The following is a 671-nucleotide window of genomic DNA, read 5'->3' as shown; positions in this document are numbered from 1 at the left end:
TTTTAGAACTGTTTGGAAGATTTGAATTGCTTCAACACTACCCGCTACGCCGCCAATCTCTACATAGTCGCCAGATTTAAATGGACGGAATGCAACAATCAGTACGCCTGCCGCAAAGTTTGATAGAGAACCTTGTAGAGCAAGACCAACAGCAAGACCTGCCGCACCGATTACAGCAACAACAGATGCCGTTTGAACACCTAAACGGCCCAGAGCTGCGATAAGTACGATAACGAATAGTAGGTAACGAACAAGACCGTGAATAAATTCTACGACCGCCTTATCCATGTTTTTCTTTTCAAGTACTTTGGAAACACTGCCAGCGACTGCTTTAACGATAATATTACCGATAAATAGGATAATCAGCGCTGAAATAATGTTCACACCGTACTGAATAAGTAGGTCTGAGTTGTTTGTAAGCCAAGTCTCAGCTTGAGTCAGCCCATCTGTTAGAGTGGTATCGATACCCATCGATTCACCTGCCATAATTCTTATCCTCAAAAATAAAGATATATAAATCTAATTGCCGTTAACTTATGAGCCTTGTTTTTTATAGGCCCTTATCTACAACAATATCCCTATTGCCCAACTGAACAGTGTCAGATTTTTGGCACAATATCCCAACTTTTACATTTGGCAAAGTCAGAGTTTCGCAAAGATAGGCAAAACAA

General features: G+C 40.8%; 1 protein-coding gene. It reads right to left on the bottom strand.

Annotation, left to right across the window (positions count from 1 at the left end; genetic code table 11):
* The coding region (locus R7O13_RS27530) for a mechanosensitive ion channel family protein (RefSeq protein ID WP_318305284.1) at positions 1-486 on the bottom strand (486 nt) is incomplete at its 3' end.
* Positions 487-671: the final 185 nt, after the last annotated feature.

Source organism: Vibrio sp. Y176 (assembly GCF_033438945.1).
Note: the sequence above shows the minus strand (reverse complement) of the source record. Positions and strands in the feature narration are given on the sequence as shown.